General features: G+C 32.2%; 18 protein-coding genes and 1 other annotated feature. Of the genes, 16 read left to right on the top strand and 2 right to left on the bottom strand.

Features of this window, described 5'->3' with window-relative positions; genetic code table 11:
- Nucleotides 1-3 precede the first annotated feature (3 nt).
- Entirely contained in the window at nt 4-1,152 is a 1,149-nt protein-coding gene (locus AB9Q04_RS05420) for a cobalamin-independent methionine synthase II family protein (protein WP_410024350.1), read from the bottom strand.
- Between the two features lie 75 nt (nt 1,153-1,227).
- Nucleotides 1,228-1,463 (bottom strand) — a binding site (T-box leader).
- A gap of 131 nt (nt 1,464-1,594) precedes the next feature.
- On the opposite strand from AB9Q04_RS05420, the gene AB9Q04_RS05415 reads away from it, so the two are divergent.
- The 15 genes from AB9Q04_RS05415 to AB9Q04_RS05345 all read left to right on the top strand — a co-directional run bounded on the left by AB9Q04_RS05415 (nt 1,595) and on the right by AB9Q04_RS05345 (nt 14,535).
- Entirely contained in the window at nt 1,595-2,671 is a 1,077-nt protein-coding gene (locus AB9Q04_RS05415; protein ID WP_410024349.1) for an FAD-dependent oxidoreductase, read from the top strand.
- A gap of 291 nt (nt 2,672-2,962) precedes the next feature.
- Entirely contained in the window at nt 2,963-4,090 is a 1,128-nt protein-coding gene (locus tag AB9Q04_RS05410) for an ABC transporter ATP-binding protein (RefSeq protein ID WP_410024348.1), read from the top strand.
- A gap of 9 nt (nt 4,091-4,099) precedes the next feature.
- Nucleotides 4,100-5,062: an ABC transporter permease gene (locus tag AB9Q04_RS05405; RefSeq protein WP_410024347.1), complete on the top strand. Its 963-nt coding sequence runs from the start codon at nt 4,100-4,102 to the stop codon at nt 5,060-5,062.
- Nucleotides 5,063-5,071: 9 nt separating this feature from the next.
- Nucleotides 5,072-5,968 (top strand): carbohydrate ABC transporter permease, encoded by an 897-nt coding sequence (locus AB9Q04_RS05400; protein ID WP_410024346.1) that lies wholly within the window; start codon nt 5,072-5,074, stop codon nt 5,966-5,968.
- Between the two features lie 9 nt (nt 5,969-5,977).
- Entirely contained in the window at nt 5,978-7,600 is a 1,623-nt protein-coding gene (locus AB9Q04_RS05395; RefSeq protein ID WP_410024345.1) for an extracellular solute-binding protein, read from the top strand.
- Complete coding sequence (locus AB9Q04_RS05390; protein WP_410024344.1) at nt 7,600-8,211, top strand: YesL family protein; 612 nt, start codon at nt 7,600-7,602, stop codon at nt 8,209-8,211. The genes AB9Q04_RS05395 and AB9Q04_RS05390 overlap by 1 nt, the downstream gene beginning before the upstream one ends.
- 9 nt (nt 8,212-8,220) lie before the next feature.
- The gene (locus tag AB9Q04_RS05385) at nt 8,221-8,502 is read left to right on the top strand and encodes a DUF503 domain-containing protein (RefSeq protein WP_410024432.1); all 282 of its coding nucleotides are present in this window, start codon (nt 8,221-8,223) and stop codon (nt 8,500-8,502) included.
- Between the two features lies 1 nt (nt 8,503).
- The gene (locus tag AB9Q04_RS05380; protein ID WP_410024343.1) at nt 8,504-9,271 is read left to right on the top strand and encodes an EFR1 family ferrodoxin; all 768 of its coding nucleotides are present in this window, start codon (nt 8,504-8,506) and stop codon (nt 9,269-9,271) included.
- 57 nt (nt 9,272-9,328) lie between these two features.
- Nucleotides 9,329-9,679, top strand: coding sequence for an arsenate reductase family protein (locus AB9Q04_RS05375; protein ID WP_410024342.1), 351 nt, complete (start codon nt 9,329-9,331; stop codon nt 9,677-9,679).
- Entirely contained in the window at nt 9,676-10,281 is a 606-nt protein-coding gene (locus AB9Q04_RS05370; protein ID WP_410024341.1) for a hypothetical protein, read from the top strand. The genes AB9Q04_RS05375 and AB9Q04_RS05370 overlap by 4 nt, the downstream gene beginning before the upstream one ends.
- A complete protein-coding gene (locus AB9Q04_RS05365; RefSeq protein WP_410024340.1) occupies nt 10,282-10,776 on the top strand; it encodes a GAF domain-containing protein in 495 nt (164 codons plus the stop codon). It begins immediately after the preceding gene.
- 66 nt (nt 10,777-10,842) lie between these two features.
- Nucleotides 10,843-12,210: a branched-chain amino acid transport system II carrier protein gene (gene brnQ, locus AB9Q04_RS05360; protein ID WP_410024339.1), complete on the top strand. Its 1,368-nt coding sequence runs from the start codon at nt 10,843-10,845 to the stop codon at nt 12,208-12,210.
- A 37-nt stretch (nt 12,211-12,247) separates the two neighbouring features.
- Entirely contained in the window at nt 12,248-12,874 is a 627-nt protein-coding gene (gene trmB / locus AB9Q04_RS05355) for a tRNA (guanosine(46)-N7)-methyltransferase TrmB (protein WP_410024338.1), read from the top strand.
- Between the two features lie 84 nt (nt 12,875-12,958).
- Nucleotides 12,959-13,843 (top strand): SDR family oxidoreductase, encoded by an 885-nt coding sequence (locus AB9Q04_RS05350; protein ID WP_410024337.1) that lies wholly within the window; start codon nt 12,959-12,961, stop codon nt 13,841-13,843.
- Between the two features lie 80 nt (nt 13,844-13,923).
- On the top strand, nt 13,924-14,535 hold the full coding sequence (locus AB9Q04_RS05345) for a DUF4230 domain-containing protein (protein WP_410024336.1): 612 nt from the start codon (nt 13,924-13,926) through the stop codon (nt 14,533-14,535).
- A 29-nt stretch (nt 14,536-14,564) separates the two neighbouring features.
- Here AB9Q04_RS05345 and AB9Q04_RS05340 read toward each other — a convergent pair whose 3' ends face one another.
- A complete protein-coding gene (locus AB9Q04_RS05340) occupies nt 14,565-15,278 on the bottom strand; it encodes a heparan-alpha-glucosaminide N-acetyltransferase domain-containing protein (protein ID WP_410024335.1) in 714 nt (237 codons plus the stop codon).
- Nucleotides 15,279-15,315: 37 nt separating this feature from the next.
- On the opposite strand from AB9Q04_RS05340, the gene AB9Q04_RS05335 reads away from it, so the two are divergent.
- Nucleotides 15,316-15,519 (top strand): DUF4177 domain-containing protein, encoded by a 204-nt coding sequence (locus AB9Q04_RS05335; RefSeq protein ID WP_410024334.1) that lies wholly within the window; start codon nt 15,316-15,318, stop codon nt 15,517-15,519.
- Nucleotides 15,520-15,566: the final 47 nt, after the last annotated feature.

The raw sequence follows: 15,566 nt of genomic DNA, 5'->3' as shown, positions 1-15,566 counted from the left end.
TTTTTATCCCCAAAATTCTTCGGCTATCTTTTGGCCTTGGTCAATTTTTGCCCATTGTTCTTCTATAGTTAATTCATTTCCCCCATCACAGGATGCAAAACCACATTGGTGGGAGAGGTAAAGTCTGTCTTTATCTATGATTTCGCTAGCCTTTTCTAAAAGCTCTTTTACTCTTTTTTCATCATCTAGGGTGTTTGTCTTACTTGATAGTAAGCCTAAAACTATTTCATTATCCTTATTTTTGAAAGCATTTAAGGCATCTATAGAACCTGCACGCTCATCATCCCATTCTAGGTAAAATCTATCGTAGTTTTGCTTTTCTAAAAATAAGTCTGCTATGGACTCATAGGATCCATCACTCATAGATCTTGAATCGTAGTTACCCCTGCAGTTGTGGGTATAGACTTTTAAACCTATTTTGTGGGCGTAGTCTATCACATCGTTATTTATTTCTATAAATTTATAAGCTAAATCTCTTTTTTCAACTTCTGTTGAGTCAGCTGAAAATGGGCTATCTTGGTTATCTTCTGCAAATAATTCCCATAGGCAATCATCAAATTGGATTATTTTACCTCCAGCTTTTTCGTAGTCGTCTAAAAATTCCTTATAAGATGTTTTTAAATCTTCTTCAAATTGGTCAATCTTACCAGCATAGTAGCCATCATCTAGTCTGCCAAACAATGAAAGTTCTCCATAAATATGTGATGGGGAAGGTATACATTGTTTAACTTCTTTATCTCCTGCAAGATCTTTTACTCTTTTAAAATCATCAATAAATGGGTGGTTTTTGCCGCTAAGTTTATCAGTTAATTTGATACCGATATCTTTTCTAGTTTCGTATTTACCTTCTTTATCCTTATCCCTAAAAAAGTAACCATTTTCATCGATAAATCTGTGAGCTCCATGTAGACCCCAAACAAAGTCTAGGTGCCATAAGGATTTAGAATATTCACCATCTGTTATTTGAGGTAAATCGTGGTCAATCTGGGCATCTACTACATTTTTTACTGCCTTATCTTCAGCTTCCTTGTATCCTTCGATGTCATCATAAAATGGATATGTAATGTCATCTCTGTGTTCTATTTCGTTTTTAAATTTTAATAATTCCTCTTCTCTTAGTAACGATCCTACTGTTAAAAATCTTTCGCTCATAATTAGCTCCTTTATTAAAAATATTTAGAAATAAAACGCTAAAGTAAAATTTTTATAAAAAAAGACCCCGCCCTTAGAAAGGACGAGGTCACTCGTGTTACCACCTTAATTTTATATCAATCTCACAATTAATAACTCATCAGGTACAAATTTATACCCTATCGCTGTAACGTGCGCACACGGATTATCTTAAAAATTCGGATAATCAACTTAGAGGCCATTTTCACTTTGCCTAACCTAGACTAATCTCACCAAACTTAGCCTCTCTGGGTAGGTTATAGCAACGCTACTTTTCTCATCAACGTTTTTATTTCTAAGTTTATTATAGGGGGTGTTTTTCGCTTTGTCAAATATTTTTTGTATTTATATCAAAAAAAGTTAATAATCATTTAGAATAAAACTCTAGTATAGTGATTATATCAACAAAAAGGCAGGATATAGTATGAAAAAAATTATTTTAGCTGGTGGTGGTCATGGCCACATAAATATTCTTAAAAACTTAATAAAAAATCCAATTAAAAATCATGAGATAATTTTGATAACTGATTATAAAAGACAATATTATTCAGGTATGCTAGCAGGTTACATAGAAGGTATCTACACAGAAGAAGAGATATCCTTTGACATTCCAAAACTCTGTAAAATGGCAAATGTAAGCTATAGAGAGCAAAAAATTATCAGCATTGATAAAAAAAAACAGAGGGTAATTACAGAAGGGGATGCTTATAGCTATGACTATTTATCAGTAAATTTAGGATCATTATCTAAATTAAACTTTAATACAGATTTTAAAGGTGTGACCTTGGTAAAACCTATCCTAAATGTAGTAAAGGTAAAAGAGGGAATAGTAAACTTATGCAAGGAAAAATCAAATCCAAAAATTACCTTTATAGGGGCAGGAGCATCTGGAGTGGAACTTGCCCTATCTTTTAAAGCAGCCTTTCCAAAGGCTGATATTAGTATAATAACAGCTAGAGATATTCTAAGAAATTTTAATGATAAGGCTAAAAAAAGATTTGAAAAACTTTTATACCAAAAAGGCATAAGAGTTATAAAAAAAGAACGAGTTATGGAGGTTAAGAACTATAAAATATTTACAGACAAAAACACCCATGACTTTGACCATGCCTTTGTTACTTCAGGCTTTAGTGGGCCAGATGTTGCTTTTTATGGTTTTATGACCTTTAAGCAAAATTATCTAGGAGTTGGTGAAAATCTTTTAGCAAGCCAAAACACGCTAGCAATAGGGGATGTTGCAACAATTAAAAAATATCCAGCCATGCCAAAGGCAGGTGTATATGCTATTCGTGAAGCTCCTATTCTTTATGAAAATTTACTAAAACTAATAAATGGGGATAATGATTTTAAAACTTATAAACCGCAAGAAAAATATCTGCAAATTATAAATTGTGGCAATAAAAAGGCCCTGGCAAATTATGGAAATTTTTCTAATTATGGAAAAATTAGTTGGATGATTAAAGATAAGATAGACAGAGATTATATGAAAGTTGGAAAATAAAAATATTGCTCTATGATTATTTAAAAAATATATGCTTATTAAATAATGTAACAACAAGATTTAAAAAAGTTAAATATATTTAGATATTGATTAATAAATGCAACTTTACCCCCGGGGGCCTAATTAAATTTTTACAAGTAAACCTAGTAAAAATAAAGTCCTCGTTTACAATGTAAATGTTTTGTTATATAATATAAGTAACAAAATAATATATCTCATTTTGTTGGGCGCTCCCAAAAACTGCCACCTTCACAGTTATTGGGAGTTTTTATTAAGAAAAGGAGGGATAATTTGTCAAATGTAAAATTACAAAATATTTCTAAGGTTTATCCAAACGGTTTTAAGGCTGTTAATAATATAAATTTAGATATAAAAGACAAAGAATTTATAGTTTTAGTTGGCCCATCAGGCTGCGGAAAATCGACCACGCTTCGAATGATAGCAGGTCTTGAGGAGATTTCTGATGGCAAGCTTTATATTGGTGATGATCTGGTAAATTTAGTTGAACCTAAAAACCGTGATATTGCAATGGTGTTTCAGTCCTATGCCCTTTATCCGCACTTATCAGTAAGGGATAATATTGCCTTTGCTTTAAAGGTTTCTGGAGTGAAAAAAGAAGAACGATACAAAAAAGTAGATGAAGTTGCTAAAATCCTTCAGCTAGAGTCAGTTTTAAACAAAAAACCAGGTACTCTTTCTGGGGGCCAAAGGCAGAGGGTTGCCCTAGGGCGAGCTATGGTTCGTGATCCAAAAGTGTTTTTATTTGATGAACCACTTTCAAACCTAGATGCAAAACTAAGAGTAGCCATGCGTGGGGAAATAGTTAGCCTTCATAAAAACCTAGAAACTACTTTTATTTATGTAACCCACGATCAAACAGAAGCTATGACTATGGGAGATAGGATAGCAGTTATGAATGCAGGAGTTGTTGAACAATTTGACACTCCAGCGAACCTTTATCACAATCCAAAAAATCTTTTTGTAGCTGCCTTTATAGGCTCACCTCAGATGAATTTTTATCAGGCAAATCTAACTAATAAGGATGATGATATTTTTATTAAGCTTTGGAACAAGGAATTTTCTTTACCAGAGTCTATAAAAAATAGACTAGATTTAAAAAAATCATCTCTAGATGTAGTTTTAGGTATCAGATCTGAAAATATTTATTATAGAGACTTAGAAGATTCAGATAAAAACCTAACCGTTCTTGCAAATAAGGTAGAGCAGCTAGGAAGTGATACTTATGTATATTTTAATAGTCCACAAAGTAATGATGAGTCAGTAGCAAGGTTTAACCCGCCAAGAAGCGTTGATGTAGGTCATGAAATAGGACTTAAGTATGATTTAGAAAAAATAATAATTTTTGATAAGGAAACTGGACTAAATATACTAAAATCTAATGATGTTAGTCATTTTTAGGAGGCTATTATGAAAAAATCTATTAAAAAAGATAAATTACCTTCTAAAGTTTCGGACCTATCCCTAGGTGGACGCATCAAATTTTATTTAAAAAGATACTGGCAATTATATATATTTTTATTACCAGCCCTCATTTATTTTTTAATCTTTCACTATGGGCCTATGTATGGAGTGCAAATTGCCTTTAAAAAATATATGCCTTCTTTGGGTATCACTGGCAGTCCATGGGTTGGTTTTGAGCATTTTAAAAAGTTTTTTGACTCCTATTATTTTGGAGATTTGATAAAAAATACCCTAGGTATAAGCATTTATGAGCTAATCTTAGGTTTTCCAATGCCTATAATCCTTGCCTTAGTTTTTAATGAATTAAAGAATGGATTTTTTAAGAAATTTGCTCAAACAGTAACCTATGCACCTCACTTTATTTCAACAGTAGTTATAGTTGGGATGTTAGTTTCTTTTCTTTCTCCATCAACAGGTATTATTAATCATATAATCGCAGCCTTTGGTGGAAATCGCCACGCATTTTTGGAAGATCCAAAGTGGTTTAAAACTATTTATGTTTTATCAGGGATATGGCAAAATACTGGTTGGAACACCATTATTTATATGTCAGCCCTAGCTGGAGTAAATCCAGAGCTGCATGAGGCAGCAGCCATAGATGGGGCAAGCAGGTTTCAAAGATTACTTTATATAAATTTACCAGCCTTAGTACCAACTATGATTATTTTATTAATCATGAACTTTGGTTCTATAATGTCTATGGGTTATGAAAAAATATTACTTATGCAAAACCCATTAAATATTGCAGCAAGTAATGTTATATCAACCTTTACCTACCAGCAGGGTTTGATAGATGCAAACTACTCTTATGCGGCAGCTGTTGGATTATTTAATGCGGCAATCAATGCGATTTTGCTTTTAAGTGTAAATAAAATTACTAGAAAAGTAACTGACATAGGTTTATGGTAAGGAGGATTTATGCAAAAGAAAAGTTCAGATAGGATTTTTGATATAATAATCCACCTTATAGTAATCTTAGTTTTAATAGTTGTTTTGTATCCGCTTTTATATATAGTTTCTGCATCGATTTCTTCCCCAAATGCTGTAAACTCTGGAAGAATGTTCTTATTTCCAAAGGATATTACTTGGGAAGGTTATAAGATTATTTTTAGAAATAAAGATATTTGGAATGGTTATCTAAATACAATTATTTATACACTGGTAGGGACTTTGGTAAACTTAGCCTTTACCATTCCAGCTGGTTATGCCCTAGCTCGTCGTGAGCTACCGGGCCGTAATTTCTTTATGAAATTTATCCTTGTAACTATGTTTATAAGTGGGGGACTGATTCCTTCTTATATCCTTATCACAGGTTTAGGTTTAAAAAATTCTATGTGGGCCCTAATCTTACCTGGAGCAGTTTCAGTCTATAACTTAATTGTAGTTAGAGCATATTTTCAAACTAATATACCTGAGGAACTTATAGAATCAGCAGTAATAGATGGGGCAAGCTTTTTTAGGATATTTTTTGAAATTGTGTTGCCACTTTCAAAACCAATCCTTGCAGTAATGGCCTTATTTTATGGAATAGGCCATTGGAACCAATATTTTGGGGCACTTTTGTATATAGATGATAGGAGTAAATATCCCCTACAAATGATATTAAGAGAAATTTTGGTAATCCAAGATATGAGTTCAAATCCAAATATGTCCATGTCTGGAGAAATGGCTAAGTTTTTATATAGCCAGCAGCAACTAGCTCAAGTTATAAAATACGGAGTTATGATAGTTTCAACCCTTCCTATTATTTTAATATATCCTTTCTTACAAAAATATTTTGTAAAAGGGGTTATGATAGGATCAGTAAAAGGTTAAGGAGAATATATGAATAAAAAAATATTTTTAACAGCAGCTATGGCTTTATCTTTAGCTGCTTGTGGTAATAATGCTGATAGTCCAAAAGATGATGCAGCAAATAATACACCAGCATCCAGTGTAGAAGTAGCTAAAGAAGGCTATCCAATAGTTGATGAAAAAATTACTATGACAATGATAGCCCCAGGTCTAGGTATCAATGAGTGGAATGATATGGACTTTATAAAAGATTATGAAGAAAAAACTAACATCCACATGGATATCACAACACCACCTCAATCAGAATTTAAAACAAAATTAAACTTAGACTTTGCAAGTGGCGAAATACCTGATGTAATCTATGCTGGAGGACCAAACACTTTAAATGCTGCTGCAGAAGTAGACTATGGTAGTCAAGGACTTCTAACTCCACTAGAAGATTTAATTCCAGAATACGCACCAAATTTTAATAAGCTGATGGAAGAAAATCCAGAAATTAAAAAATCCATAACTACCACAGATGGTCACATTTATGCAATCCCTCACATCAATGAAGGCCCAACTTCAAAATGGATTATGGGGCCAGTTTGGTATAATGGGGAGTGGCTAGACAATCTGGGTGTAGAAGAATTACCAAAAACTACAGATGAATTTTATGATTTGATGGTTAGATTTAAAAATGAGGACCCAAATGACAATGGTCAGGCAGATGAAATTCCAATTTCAGATGTAAACTTTGGTGGTATACGCCACTGGTTTATGCCAGCTTTTGGCTTAAAAGGATGGGGTGTACAAGTAAATGATGATAAGGTTTCATATTCATTTACAGATCCAGGTTTTAGAGGCTATCTAGAATTTATGCATAAACTATATGCTGATGGCCTGATTGATCAGGAAATATTTTCCCAATCAAAAGAGCAATTACAAGCTAAGGGTCAAGATGATAGACTAGGAGTTTTCCAAGAATGGTATTCATACTTTATTACAGGCCGTGATGAAAGTGAAGCAATAAATGACCCAATGTTTGCCCCACTTACAAGCGAATACCAAAAAGAACCTGTAATGCCAATAGTAACTGGTATTAAACGTGGATCATTTGCAATTTCTAGCAAGAACCCATCACCAGAAGCAGCCCTACGTTGGATAGATACTTTCTATACAAAAGATGGTTTTGATTATTTATACTACGGTCCAGAAGGTTCATACTGGGTGTGGAATGATGATAAAACTATTAAAGAATATTCAGATGCTGCAAAAAATTCTGATGATGTAGAAAAATATCGTGGCTATGTAACACCAGCCTATGGAATTACAGTGCCAGCTTACTCTGTACCTTTAGATCCAATAGGTGGAGAAACAGATAGCAGTTTTAATGATTTTATTGAAAAAGAAACTGAAGAAAAAATCCTAAATAACGGTGAAATTATCTTCCCATTAACATATCTAACAAATGAAGAAAATGAGGAAGTAAGTGATATAACTGTAGAGCTTGAAACTTATATGAAAGAAAATGAAGCTCAATTTATCAATGGCTCAAAAGAGTTAAATGATCAAACTTGGCAAGAATACCTTGATACTATGAATAAAATCGGGGCTGAAAGATTAATCGAAATCTACCAAGCAGCTTATAATAGATGGAAAGCCGTTGAATAATGAATGATAACAAACTAATAAAAATAGGTAACTTTTTGGGGGATATGTTTATCCTCCAGGCCTATTTTATTTGCTACTCACTAAGGGGAGGCATCATACTTGGTGTCTTCCCTTCTTTTATAGCACTTATAGATATTCTTTCTACAAAACTTTATAAGGAAGATGGCGAAGTTTTAAGCTACTTATTTAAAAAATCTTACAAAGAAAATTTTAAAAAATCCAACCAAGTAGGGTGGGTGCTTTTATTTTTTGGAACTATATTAGTCTTTGATTATTATATAAACAAAAACTTTATAAATAACAAAACAGTTGGGCTAATCTTGTTAATTTTACTAATAATATATATAATATTAACTAGCCATATGCCTATTACTTTACTCAGATTTGATTTATCATTTAAAAATTATTTCAAACAGGCTATGCTAATAGCCCTTAGTTCTCCTTTCGAATTAATTTCTGTTATTTTAAGCGGGCTGCTCTTAGAGCAAGTTTTAGTAAGACTTCCTATATTAATATTATTTTTAGGAGCGCCTCTAGTGGCTATTCCTTTTGCCTGGTTTACTTATAGGTCAATTGAGAAAATAAAAGATAAAAAGAAAAAAGAAAGTTAGGTCGGTAGTATTTACATATATTTATTAGATATAAAAATAAGGATAGATAATAGCTTTAGCCTCAAAGATAAGAGAAAAGTTGTTAAATCTATTATAGATTATGCTAGAAACAATCTAAAAATTTCATCAGCTGAGCTTTCTAGTCAAGATATTAGAAATATGGCTCACATGGGCTTTGTTACTATTTCAAATGACAATGATACTGCCAAAGCGATTTTAGAAAATCTCTTAGTAAGAATAGAAACAAAGTATCCTGTAGAAATTATTGATTATTATATAGAAAGGATTTAATATGCTCATATATTTTTCAGCAACGGGCAATACTAAGCACGTTGTAGATGAGATAGCCCATGAGGGCGAAACGATAATTGCTGTTGATAAGCAAAAAGATTTAAAAGAAATAAATTTAGAAGACAATGATAGGTTAGGCATCCTAGCTCCATCCCATGCAGGAGGTCTACCTTTAAACGTAAAAGAATTTTTAAACGATTTACAAATAAATTTTGATAAGCATCCCTATACATTTTTCATAGGGACTTGTGGGGGATCCACTGGCTATAGTAGCAAGCAAGTAAAAGATATTTTAATAAAAAAAGGAATGGAATTAGATGCTTCATTTGCTATTAGGATGCCAGAAACTTTTATCCTATTTTCTGATGTAAATGATAAAGAAAAAATAGCTAGGGTAAATGATGAAGCCAACTATGAAATATCCCTTATCAAAAAAAGACTAGACAATGGAGTTTACGGAAACTTTATAGATTCCCAAGTCCCAAAATTTATAGGAAATATTGTCCAATCAGCCTATGGCAAATTTAAATCAACTAGTAAATTTGAAGTAAGTGATGCTTGTATATCTTGTGGGACATGTGAAAAAGATTGCCCAGTGGATGCTATAAAAATAGAAGATGGAAAACCAGTTTGGGTAAAAGATTCTTGCTTGCTTTGCCTTAGATGTATCCATGCCTGTCCAACTAATGCTATTGATTATGGCAAAAAAACCAAAGGCAAGGGCCAATATTTGCATTCAGCTTATAATAAAAATTTAAATAATGTATAATAATAAAAAGTGGGTAGAAACATTGCCCACTATTTTAATACAAGTTAGGAGGAATATATGAAATTAATTTGCTATAAAAGATGCACTACCTGCAAGGGTGTTGAAAAAATGCTTGATGAAAAAGGCATTTCCTACGATTATAGGGATATAAAAGAAGAAAATCCAACAGCAGAAGAGATAAAGTCTTGGCATGAAAAGACAGGACTAGCTATAAAAAGATTTTTCAATACTTCAGGTAAGGTTTATAGGGAAAATAATATAAAAGATAAATTACCAGAAATGAGCAATGATGAGGCTTATGATTTATTAGCAACTGATGGCATGCTAGTAAAAAGACCTATACTCTTTACTGATGAGGGTGATATTTTTGTAGGTCCTGATGTAAAAAAATATGTAGAAAACCTATGAGATACAAAGTAGATAATAAAACCAAAAGATATATTTTTTACCTTATAGTTTTACTAGTAGCCTATTATTTGGTAGAAACTTTGCCCTTTAGAAAAGAAGAAAAAACCAGAAATGAGATAGTATCTGAAAATATCAAAACTTTAGCGAGTACCGGTAGTGAGTTAGATAGCCTAATTACAAGTGATAAGCAGGCCTTAAATGATTTTTTCTTTAATGATAATACTAGTGAAAAAATAATGGGACTTATAAGCACCTACTCAGCTGATAGGGACTTTAAAATAAATGATAATATTAAAATATTTTTACAACAAAAGGGCAATCCTGTAAAAATAAGATATAAGAGAGCTGAGTATGAGTTAATAAATACAAAAATAAGAAATAGTGAAGATGCAAGTGATAATATGGCAATAACCTATGATGTAATAGTAACTGATAATCCAAATGGGATTAACAATTATCAACTCATCCACGATTTAAAAACCTACCTAGTAGACTCTTTTGGCCAAGATGCCTTTAATAATTTTTTGGATGATATAATAGCAGATACTATAAAAGAAAATCAAGAACTTATTAAAATTTTAAGTAAAGGAAAGAAGGAATAAGTGTCATTAGAAATTAGAGGAATAGAGAAGTTAAATGATCAAGAGCGTATGGATGAGCTGATTAATTATATAAAAATTCAAATAGATGATGAAAGAGATAGCCTAGCTCTAATGAGTAATATTTCTAGTTTTATAATGGGTACTATAAAAAATTTAAACTGGGCTGGGTTTTATCTTTATAAAGAAGACGAACTAGTTTTAGGACCCTTCCAAGGGCAACCTGCCTGTACTAGACTAAGTTTAGATAAGGGGGTTTGTGCTAAAGCTTTTAGAGATAGAAAAGTAACAAAAGTAGATGACGTCCACGATTTTGCTGATCATATAGCTTGTGATAGTGCCTCAGAAAGTGAACTAGTAATACCATTATTTAAAGATGGGAATGCTTACGGCGTCCTAGACCTAGATAGTCCTATAAAAAATAGATTTACTGATATAGAAGTAGATGGATTTACAAAAGTGGGAAAATTTATAGAGGATAATATTTATCCTTTTTAGTCCTTTAACTTATGGTAAAATTATAAATTTATTGATATAATTATTCCGTTAAAGGAAGGAAAATAAATGAAAAAAAAATTAAGTTTTAAAGAAGTTTTACTGGTAGGTTCGCTTCTTTTTGGCCTATATTTTGGAGCGGGAAATCTTATATTTCCTCTAGAACTAGGCCAAAAATCAGGAGTTAACCTTACACCAGTAACTATAGGATTTCTATTATCTGGAGTAGGTCTACCTATTTTAGGTATAGTTGCAACTGGCTTAAGTGATAGCGAATCCTTGTTCGAATCAGCAAAGCCTGCTGGAGATTTTTTTGCATATTTTTTTACGATTCTACTTTATTTAACTATAGGACCAGGTTTTGCCATACCACGTACAGCCACCGTTTCCTATGAAGTAGGATTAAAAGGATTAGTGGGAGCCAATGATAGCTTATATTTACTAATATTTTCTATTATATTTTTTCTCCTAGCATACTTATTTGCTGTAAAAAAGGGCAATCTAATAGATACTATAGGAAAGTATATGACTCCTATATTTTTGATTTTACTTGCACTTATTGCCATATTAGGTTTTATTAAACCCATGGGGCCTGTTGCAAGTATAGATCCCACTAAGGAATACCAAACTAGTCCCTTCACAGCAGGATTTATAGATGGATATAATACCTTAGATGCACCGGCATCTTTGGCTTTTGCAGTATTAATTATAGCAGCTATTAAAAAATTGGGAGTAACAGAGCCAGCTGATATAGGCCGTGAAGTTTTAAAAGCGGGGATTGTCTGTTTAGTAGCTATGGGTGTGGTTTATTCTTCCCTAGCTTATCTTGGATCAACATCTGCCCATATTATGGATGGGGGAGAAAATGGAGCTATTATTTTAGCAAAAATTTCTAACCATTATCTAGGTTCTTTTGGCCATATCCTATTAAGTTTAATAGTTTTCATAGCTTGTTTAAAAACGGCTATTGGTCTTATATCAGCTTGTTCGGAAATGTTTAGTGAGATGCTTTCATTTAATATATCCTACAAACAATACTGTATAATATTTGTAATAGTTTCATTTTTAATAGCAAATCTAGGATTAACAAGGATAATTTCTTTATCCATACCAGTGCTGATGTTTTTATATCCCTTATCAATTGCACTTATTTTCTTATCTATGGTTTCTATTAAAACTGGTAAGAGAGAAACAATATATAAGTGGACACTGGGTCTTACAGCCTTTGCAGCTTTTTTTGATTTATTAATAAATCTGCCAGAATCTATATCAAAAAGCAATTTTGTTACAAGTATTTTAACGTTTCCTAATAAATATTTGCCAGGATTTAGTCTAGGTTTTGGTTGGATTATTCCTACAATGTTAGGATTTGTAATAGGGTATATGATTGATAAAGCTAAGAAAAAAAGTAAAGTAACATACACTACAGGCAAGTAGCTCGCAGAGCAAGGCTTGCCTTTTTTGTGAGGAGATTATGAGATTAAGATTTAAACCAAATGCTATACCAGAAATGAAAGAAAATGACAGGATATTTTTCTATCCTAGGGATATGAAAGGCAAATGGCATGAAGTTTTTGGAAATGACCACCCAATTTATCTAGAAATAGGAGCGGGTAAGGGAGACTTTATCATAGAAAAAGCAAAGCAAAATCCTGATATTAATTTTATAGCCCTAGAGATGAATACAAATGCTTTTGTAATTGCTAGTAGAAAAATAATTGAAGAAGAACTTACCAATGTTATTGGTTTAGTGGACTATGCAGAAGAATTAACTGATACTTTTAATGAGGGAGAAATAGACCACATTTATATCAATTTTTCTACCCCATGGCCAAAGACCAAGCACCATAAAAGACGTTTAAGCCATGAGAGATTTCTTGAAAGATATAAAAAAATTATAAAAAATCAGGGAATTATAGAACAAAAAACAGATGATTTACCATTTTTTGAAGACTCTTTAAAATACTATGAAGACTTTGGCTTAGAAATTTTAGAAGCAGAGTATGACTTGCCAGAAGAAAAGTCCATAGTTACAGAGTATGAAAAAAAATGGAGAGAGCGTAACAAACCAATATATTATGCTAAGGCTAAGTTTAAATAAACTTAGTCTTTCTTTTTATATAAAATTTATTTGCTGGTTTTTTGGGGTAATAATTTAAATAAGGAACATTAAAGGAGTTTAACAATGAAAAATAAAAATTTAAAAGATCCAAGAACTTTATATCATACAGAAGGATACCATGAAAAAGATCAAGACACACCAGCAGTGGAAGCAAAGATGACCTATAAACCTGACCATGGAGAAAAATCTTACGTAGGCCATGGCAAGCTTGAAGGAAGAAATGCCCTTATAACTGGTGGAGATTCTGGTATAGGACGTGCAGTTGCAATTGCTTTTGCTAGAGAGGGAGCAAATGTAGCTATTCAATACTTCCCTGGTGAAGAAGCTGATGCCAATGAAGTAAAAGAATTAATAGAAGCAGAAGGGAAAAAAGCTCTAATAATCCCAGCAGATCTTAGAGAAGAGGGAAGTGGAGCAGAAATTGTAGAAAAAACAGTAGAAGAATTTGACGCAGTAGATATTCTAGTACTAAACTCTGCCCAACAAATTATTTCAGATAGCCTTGAAGACTTATCAATGAAACAGGTAAGAGATACTATGAATGTAAATATTATCTCTATGTTTGAAACCGTAAAGGCAGCAGAAAAATATCTAGAAGCAGGTGCATCAATCGTTACTACAAGCTCCATGCAGGCCTTTGAACCATCAGGAGAACTTCTAGACTACGCAACAAGTAATGGGGCAGTGCTTACCTTTACTAAAGGACTTGCAGCTTACTTTACTCCAAAGGGAATTAGAGCAAATACAGTAGCACCAGGCCCAATTTGGACACCATTGCAATTAGATGAGGGTAATAGTGATATAGAAAACTTTGGCCAAAAAACACCCCTAGGTAGAGCAGGTCAACCAGCAGAGCTAGCCCCACTTTACGTATTTCTAGCATCTAATGATAGTTCCTATGTTTCAGCCCAAGTTTATGGGATAACAGGAGGAAGCAGGAGCATATAATATTAATTCCATTTAATCTAAACTTTATTTTATTTATTTTATAAGTATAATAAAAGTAGAAAATAAATAAAGGAATTAATATGAGTAAAAATAAAAGTAAATTTAAACAAGGGCTAATTAGTGCTCTTATAGTAGCAGGACTAGTGCTAGCCGCATTTTTTACTGCAAAAAGTATATTTAATGTAGAAGAAGAAACTAAGATTACATCAGAAACAGTAGAAGCAGCTTTAAAAGAAGCAAAGGAGCTTACAACCCTAAAATACCGCTATAAAAATATAGCTTCATTTGAAAATAGTCAACAATTTCAAGGCATGAAAATACCATTTACAACAAAAAGATTTTTATACACTTATGAGGGAGAGATCCATGCTGGAGTTGATTTAGATGAGGCTAAGGTAAAAGTAAATGAGGAAGCAAAAACCATAAATGTAAGCCTACCAGAAACAAAAATTCTTAGCCATGACATAGATGAAAATAGCGTAATGGTCTATGATGAGAAAAATTCTATATTTAATCCGCTAGAACTAGAAGACTACTCAAACTTTAGAAAAGAAGAGGAAGCAAAGGTAGAAAAAGAAGCAATAGATAAGGGATTATTAGAAGAAGCCAAAGATCAGACCCTAAAGGCTGTCAAAGAATTACTAAATATAAATCCAGTTATAAGCGAAGAATATACATTAACTGTGAAATAAAAAAACTAGGAGATTTTGCTCCTAGTTTTTTATTTTGCTAAATTATATATTAAAGTAATCAAGGGATATAAGATAATTTGGTGGGCTAGGTATATTGGCATAGCATATCGGCCGATTTTAGATAGAATATTATCTTTCCCGTATTTTCCATAAAAGTTTTTGTTTTTTAAATATTTACCAAAGGTGTAACCAAATAGGTAGAGAAAAGTCCAAGGGATTATTGGAAAATAATCGCTGGAATGAAAATCACTTGATGGAAAACCTAGGTAATAAATATTTATATCGTATAAGTTTTTAAAAATACTATTGCTATATAGTATTCCTCGTGGGATTTTGTAAGTTAGCACAAAAAGTATTAAAAATACAAAGGCCCACTTTGGTGAAATATCTGTAAAATATTTTAATATACCTGTAATTATCATAGATGACCCAAGCCCATTTAGCACTCCCCAAAGTATAAATTGATCTGGTGCAGCTATATAGGTGATAAGGGTAATTGTAAAACCTATTAGGCTTGTTTTTATCCCTCGCTTTATATTTCTATTTGCATCTAGAAAATTTGATGTGATTCCTGATATGATAAAAAATGAGCAAGCTATAGATAATTGCCATACTTTATTTAAAATTGTGCCATCATACCAAGGAATTTGCCAATAATAATTTATGTTATACATTAAATGAAAAAGCACCATGGAAATAATAGTAAATCCACGCCACTTATCTAGATTATAATTTCTTTTCATGATAATATTATAACATAAAAACTAGCTAGGAGGACTTATGTTTGAGTATAAGTTTGAAAAAAATGTTATTAGTAATGGCTTTAAGGAAAGCCAGTCAAATAATATGGACCAGGTAGAAAAAGTTATAGAAGAAAATGCTAATGATGGATGGAGATTATCTCAAGTTTTGGTAGTACCAAAGGAAAAGGCAGGTCTTTTTATGATAAACTACTATCAAGTAATATTTGAAAGAAAAATTTAACAAAGAAAAAAGCCCCAACTTGAGCTGCACCCCAAAATCCGGAATAC

This window comes from Anaerococcus groningensis, from assembly GCF_046365465.1.
GTDB classification, from domain to species: domain Bacteria; phylum Bacillota; class Clostridia; order Tissierellales; family Peptoniphilaceae; genus Anaerococcus; species Anaerococcus groningensis.
This window is presented reverse-complemented; position numbering and strand designations above follow the sequence as displayed.

Excerpts from the sequence above, each read along its gene's own strand:
- AB9Q04_RS05420 (WP_410024350.1), bottom strand. The coding sequence starts at position 1,152 with ATGAGCGAAAGATTTTTAACAGTAGGATCGTTACTAAGAGAAGAGGAA.
- AB9Q04_RS05415 (WP_410024349.1), top strand. The coding sequence starts at position 1,595 with ATGAAAAAAATTATTTTAGCTGGTGGTGGTCATGGCCACATAAATATT.
- AB9Q04_RS05405 (WP_410024347.1), top strand. The coding sequence starts at position 4,100 with ATGAAAAAATCTATTAAAAAAGATAAATTACCTTCTAAAGTTTCGGAC.
- AB9Q04_RS05400 (WP_410024346.1), top strand. The coding sequence starts at position 5,072 with ATGCAAAAGAAAAGTTCAGATAGGATTTTTGATATAATAATCCACCTT.
- AB9Q04_RS05395 (WP_410024345.1), top strand. The coding sequence starts at position 5,978 with ATGAATAAAAAAATATTTTTAACAGCAGCTATGGCTTTATCTTTAGCT.
- AB9Q04_RS05390 (WP_410024344.1), top strand. The coding sequence starts at position 7,600 with ATGAATGATAACAAACTAATAAAAATAGGTAACTTTTTGGGGGATATG.
- AB9Q04_RS05380 (WP_410024343.1), top strand. The coding sequence starts at position 8,504 with ATGCTCATATATTTTTCAGCAACGGGCAATACTAAGCACGTTGTAGAT.
- AB9Q04_RS05375 (WP_410024342.1), top strand. The coding sequence starts at position 9,329 with ATGAAATTAATTTGCTATAAAAGATGCACTACCTGCAAGGGTGTTGAA.
- AB9Q04_RS05370 (WP_410024341.1), top strand. The coding sequence starts at position 9,676 with ATGAGATACAAAGTAGATAATAAAACCAAAAGATATATTTTTTACCTT.
- brnQ (WP_410024339.1), top strand. The coding sequence starts at position 10,843 with ATGAAAAAAAAATTAAGTTTTAAAGAAGTTTTACTGGTAGGTTCGCTT.
- trmB (WP_410024338.1), top strand. The coding sequence starts at position 12,248 with ATGAGATTAAGATTTAAACCAAATGCTATACCAGAAATGAAAGAAAAT.
- AB9Q04_RS05350 (WP_410024337.1), top strand. The coding sequence starts at position 12,959 with ATGAAAAATAAAAATTTAAAAGATCCAAGAACTTTATATCATACAGAA.
- AB9Q04_RS05345 (WP_410024336.1), top strand. The coding sequence starts at position 13,924 with ATGAGTAAAAATAAAAGTAAATTTAAACAAGGGCTAATTAGTGCTCTT.
- AB9Q04_RS05340 (WP_410024335.1), bottom strand. The coding sequence starts at position 15,278 with ATGAAAAGAAATTATAATCTAGATAAGTGGCGTGGATTTACTATTATT.
- AB9Q04_RS05335 (WP_410024334.1), top strand. The coding sequence starts at position 15,316 with ATGTTTGAGTATAAGTTTGAAAAAAATGTTATTAGTAATGGCTTTAAG.